Raw genomic sequence first — 4,669 nt, 5'->3', positions numbered from 1 at the left:
GTGATACGACTACCACCCCACCCGGTCTCCGCTGCACCAACCACTCGTCATGACCTCGCTTCAGGTGCAGCGGATGGGGGGGAGAATACGATGGGTGGAGAGGGCGGGGATAAGTGGGGGGAAGATTTTAGTAACGGTTGGAAAGCCTTGGCATCGTGGCTTCCCGCACCGCCTCCCAACCTCCCCCGTCAAGGGGGGTGCTGCATCGAGTTGGTGGGACGATCGAGCCAACCGCACCGGAGGGATGACGGCCGATAGGTGGGCTAGAGGTGCGCGAGCCGAGGCGGAGCCCCCCCTCCCGGCCTCCCCCATGATGGGGGAGGTGCAGAGTCGAGTTTGGGGCCCGATCGTGCCTCAATCACCGGCGGGCACCCTCCCCTTTTTGGGAGGGCTGGGGAGGGGCCGTCTGCTTCGGTTCTTTCATCTTGGGCAGCGAGGCTGTGGCCACCCCCACCCTTGATCCCCGCCCACAAACAAGCGAGGCCGGCCCTTTCGGACCGGCCCCAAAGCCCCGCAAGCAGGAGGCTTGTTCGTTACTCGACCTTGCCGATCGACCAGAAGAAGGTCTCGCCCGAGCTGTCGTCCACACCGTCATTGTCGGTGATGACGTAGCCGGTGCCTTCGCTGTCGATGGCGAGGCTCTCGATCTTGTCGACGATGTAGCCGCTATTGGCGGCAAGGTCGGGGATCAGGTCGCGGACGATTTCCTTGGTGACCAACGGCAGGTCGCCGCCGAGCTTGGCCGGCACCAGCGCGGAAACCGGGACGCGGGTGATCTGCATCGTCCTGGCCTTGAGGCCGAGCTGGTTGTCGCGCTCGATCAGGTAGACATAGTCGCCGTGGGCGGTGATCTCCGACAGCCCGACCCAGCCGCCTTCCTGCGGCGCGTCGAGCGGGTAGCGCACCGCGCCCCATTCCTTGGCTTCGGGATCGTACGAAACCAGCTTCAGGGCGCCGTTCTCGTCATCCTTCCACTCGCGCTGGATGGCGATCCAGAGCTTGCCGTCGATCATCGTGATGCCTTCGGAGCCCGAGCGGATCTCGTTGGCCAGCAGTTCGGCCGGGTAGGCGATCTCGTCTTCGATCTCGCCGTCGGCGTTGACGTGGAACAGCGCATGCGGCGTGAGCGCCGCGGTGTCGCCTTCCGACGCCAGCCAGAACCCGCCATCGCCGTCGAGCGTGATGCCTTCGAGGTCGAGCTTCTGGGCCGGGGCGCCGTCACGGGTGATGACGGTCTTCTTGACGATGTGCGCCGGCTTCTGCGTCGCGTCGACCGTGTAGATCGCCGGCTGGTTGCTCAGGGCGTTGTCGGAAACGACATAGAGTGTGCCGGGCTTTTCGGCATCGGCAACGGCGCCCGAAAGCGCGGCCCAGCCGATCGGATTGCCGGCTTCGTCGTTGTCGGAGACGATCTGCGGATAGGCCGGCTCGCCTTCGGCGCGCTCGAAGATCATGACATGCGAGCCGGCGAGGCCGTCTTCACGGAGGTCGTTCTCGTTGGCGGTAACGAAGAGGTTACGCGACGGGATCGCCACCGAGCCTTCCGGACCGATGCCCGAGGCAACGGTCTGCAGGTGCTCCGGCGCGGCGCCGGTGTCCTTGAAGATGGCGATCAGCGAGGAGCGTTCCTCTGCAACGAAGATCAGGTTGTCGTCGCCGAACTTGGCGACCTCGATGCCCTCGGGCTCCACGCCCTTCTTGTTGCGGAAGTCCGGGTAGTGGCCCATGCGGGCCGCATCGCTGTCGAGCAGGTTGGCGGAGTCGTAGGCGACCGAACCATCCCTGTTGAAGATGGAAAAGCCGCGCGAGCCGCCGTTCCAGTCGCCTTCGTTGGCGGTGACGAACCGGTTGTCGTCCAGCCACTTCACGGCGTCGGGCTCCAGCAGCAGGCCATCCTTCTTCGAGGTGAAGTCGAACTGGCCGTCGTTCTTGGTGTCGATGCCGGCGACATCGGCGGTGCCGGCCGGGAAGTGGCCGGTCACGGTGCCGGTCTTGCCGTCCACGATGACGATCTCGTTGTTTTCCTGGAGCGTGATCGCGACTTCGTCGAGGCCGTTGAAGTTGACATATTCCACTTCCGCGTCCTCCGGCGCGATAGCGGCGAGGCCGGTGAGTTCGACCTTCTTCAGCGAGGCGGCATCGAGCTTGCCGTCCGCGATCGACAGCAGCACCAGGTAGCCCGAGGGCGCCTGCGGGATGGCACCGTCGTTGACCTCTTCGTCGCGCTCGTTCTCGATGGCGATGGCGAGCAGCGAACCGGCTTCGTTATGGGCGATCGAGTCAGGCTGGCCGCCCAGTTCGACCGTCTCTTCGATGGCGTGGGTCTTCAAATCGATGACCACCAGCTGGCCCGAAACGTCGACGAAGTCCTTGCGGGTGTTGACCGCCGCATAGACCTTGTCGCCGACGACGGTGACCGAGGTCGGCTCGCCGTCCATCGCGACATAGCCGGCGGCCTTGGGAGCCTTGGGGTCGGTGATGTCGATGAAGCCGATGCCCTTGCCCGGGCTGTCGGAATAGACCAGCGTCATGCCGTCTTCGGACGCGGTGATGATCTCGGACGAGGTGGCCGCGGCCTCGGGATTGTTGAGCTCGACGGGGAAGCTGGCGATGCGGTTGAACACCGGCGCGGCATAGGCCGAGCTCGCGAGGAGGCCGGCCGTAAGGCCGATGAGTACGGATTTAAGCTGCATTTTCGGAGGCCCCTGAAATGAGGCGTCCGAATTAGGGACGGCAGACAACGGCCACATGACATTCCCATGACAGATGTGTGACAGGCCCCGGCGCATATACTTCCGGCCCCGCACTCCCTATATTCGCAAACGAGAACGAAACAGGATTCGTCGTTTCCCATATGCCATCTGAACCGCAACGCCTCGACCGGCCGAAGGCCGGGTCGATCACCAGCCAATTCGGCCGGGGAGCAGGCGCGCCTGATTACCTGAAGGGCCTGAACGAGGAGCAGCGCGAGGCAGTGCTGACCACGGAAGGCCCTCTGCTGGTGCTCGCCGGCGCCGGGACCGGCAAGACGCGGGTGCTGACCACGCGGATCGCCCACATCCTGACTTCGAAGCTCGCCTGGCCCTCCGAGATCCTGTCGGTGACCTTCACCAACAAGGCGGCGCGCGAGATGAAGGAGCGCATCGGCAAGCTCGTCGGCGAAGGCGTCGAGGGCATGCCGTGGCTCGGCACCTTCCACTCGATCGGCGCGCGGCTGCTGCGGCGGCACGCCGCGCTGGTGGGGCTGAAGCCGGACTTCACCATTCTCGACACCGACGACCAGGTCCGGCTGATCAAGCAGCTGCTGGCCGCCGCCAATATCGACGAGAAGCGCTGGCCGGCCAAGCAATTCGCCGGGATGATGGACAACTGGAAGAACCGTGGCCTGTTGCCCGCCGACGTGTCGATGGCCGATCGCTCGGCCTTCGCCAATGGCCGGCTTCCCGACCTCTACCAGCAGTACCAGAACCGGCTGGCGTCGCTGAACGCCACCGATTTCGGCGACCTGCTGCTGCTGTGCATAAGACTGTTCCGCGAGAACCCGGACGTGCTGGCGGAGTATCATAGGCGATTCAAGTACATCCTCGTTGACGAGTACCAGGACTCGAACGTCGCGCAGTACCTGTGGCTGCGGCTCCTTGCGCAGGGCAAGCCCGCGTCGGAGGCCAATATCTGCGTGGTCGGAGACGACGACCAGTCGATCTACGGCTGGCGCGGCGCCGAGGTGGATAACATCCTCCGTTTCGAGAAGGATTTTCCGGGCGCCAAGGTGATCCGGCTCGAGCGCAACTACCGCTCGACCTCCAACATCCTCGCCGCCGCCTCGCACCTCATCGCCCACAACCAGAGCCGGTTGGGGAAGACCTTGCAGACCGATGTCGGCGAGCCGGGGGATCTGGTGATGGTCACCTCGGTATGGGACAGCGACGAGGAAGCGCGGCAGGTCGGCGAGGACATCGAGCAGCGCCAGCGCCAGGGCGAGGCGCTCAACTCGATGGCGATCCTCGTCCGCGCTTCCCACCAGATGCGCGCCTTCGAGGAGCGCTTCATTACCCTCGGTCTGAACTACCGCGTCATCGGCGGCCCCCGCTTCTATGAACGGAAGGAAATCCGGGACGCATTGGCCTATCTGCGGGTCGTGGTGAACCAGGACGACGACCTCGCCTTCGAGCGAATCGTCAACGTTCCCAAGCGCGGCCTCGGGGATACGACGGTGAAGGTCCTCTACGAGACGGCGCGGCACCAGCGCACCACGCTCACCGGCGCGGTGCGCCTGCTGATGGAGACCGAGGAGCTCAAGGCCAAGCCGCGTACGACGCTGCGCAACCTGATGGCGCAGTTTGACGACTGGGGCGAGCGGGCCCGGCGGCTGCCGACCGAGGAGGGGATGCCCGACCTGACGCCGGAGGAAAGCCGCTTGCGCCGCGCCTCCCACGCCGAGCTCGCGGGGCAGATTCTCGATGAATCTGGCTACACCGAGATGTGGCAGAACGACAAATCCGCCGAGGCCGAGGGTCGCCTCGAAAACCTCAAGGAGCTGGTGAACTCGGTGGCCGAGTTCGACACGCTGCAGGGGTTTCTGGAGCACGTTTCGCTGGTGATGGAGCGCGATACCGGCGAGGCCGATGACGCGGTGTCCATCATGACGCTCCACTCCGCCAAGGGGCTG

2 protein-coding genes are annotated in these 4,669 nt (G+C 65.0%); one reads left to right on the top strand and one right to left on the bottom strand.

All coding sequences use genetic code 11. The annotated features are described in order from the left end of the window. Window positions 1-533: 533 nt before the first annotated feature. Window positions 534-2,693: an esterase-like activity of phytase family protein gene (locus JWQ89_RS05960; protein WP_299639271.1), complete on the bottom strand. Its 2,160-nt coding sequence runs from the start codon at window positions 2,691-2,693 to the stop codon at window positions 534-536. Window positions 2,694-2,854: 161 nt separating this feature from the next. On the opposite strand from JWQ89_RS05960, the gene JWQ89_RS05955 reads away from it, so the two are divergent. Continuing rightward, window positions 2,855-4,669 (top strand): UvrD-helicase domain-containing protein (locus JWQ89_RS05955; protein ID WP_299639269.1); only part of this gene is annotated, 1,815 nt, incomplete at its 3' end.

Origin of the sequence: Devosia sp., from assembly GCF_028290645.1 — a bacterium.
In the GTDB taxonomy this organism is placed as follows: domain Bacteria; phylum Pseudomonadota; class Alphaproteobacteria; order Rhizobiales; family Devosiaceae; genus Devosia_A.
Note: the sequence above shows the minus strand (reverse complement) of the source record. Positions and strands in the feature narration are given on the sequence as shown.

What these genes read in the sequence shown, in the direction of transcription:
- JWQ89_RS05960 (WP_299639271.1), bottom strand. Translation starts at nt 2,693, where the DNA reads ATGCAGCTTAAATCCGTACTCATCGGCCTTACGGCCGGCCTCCTCGCG.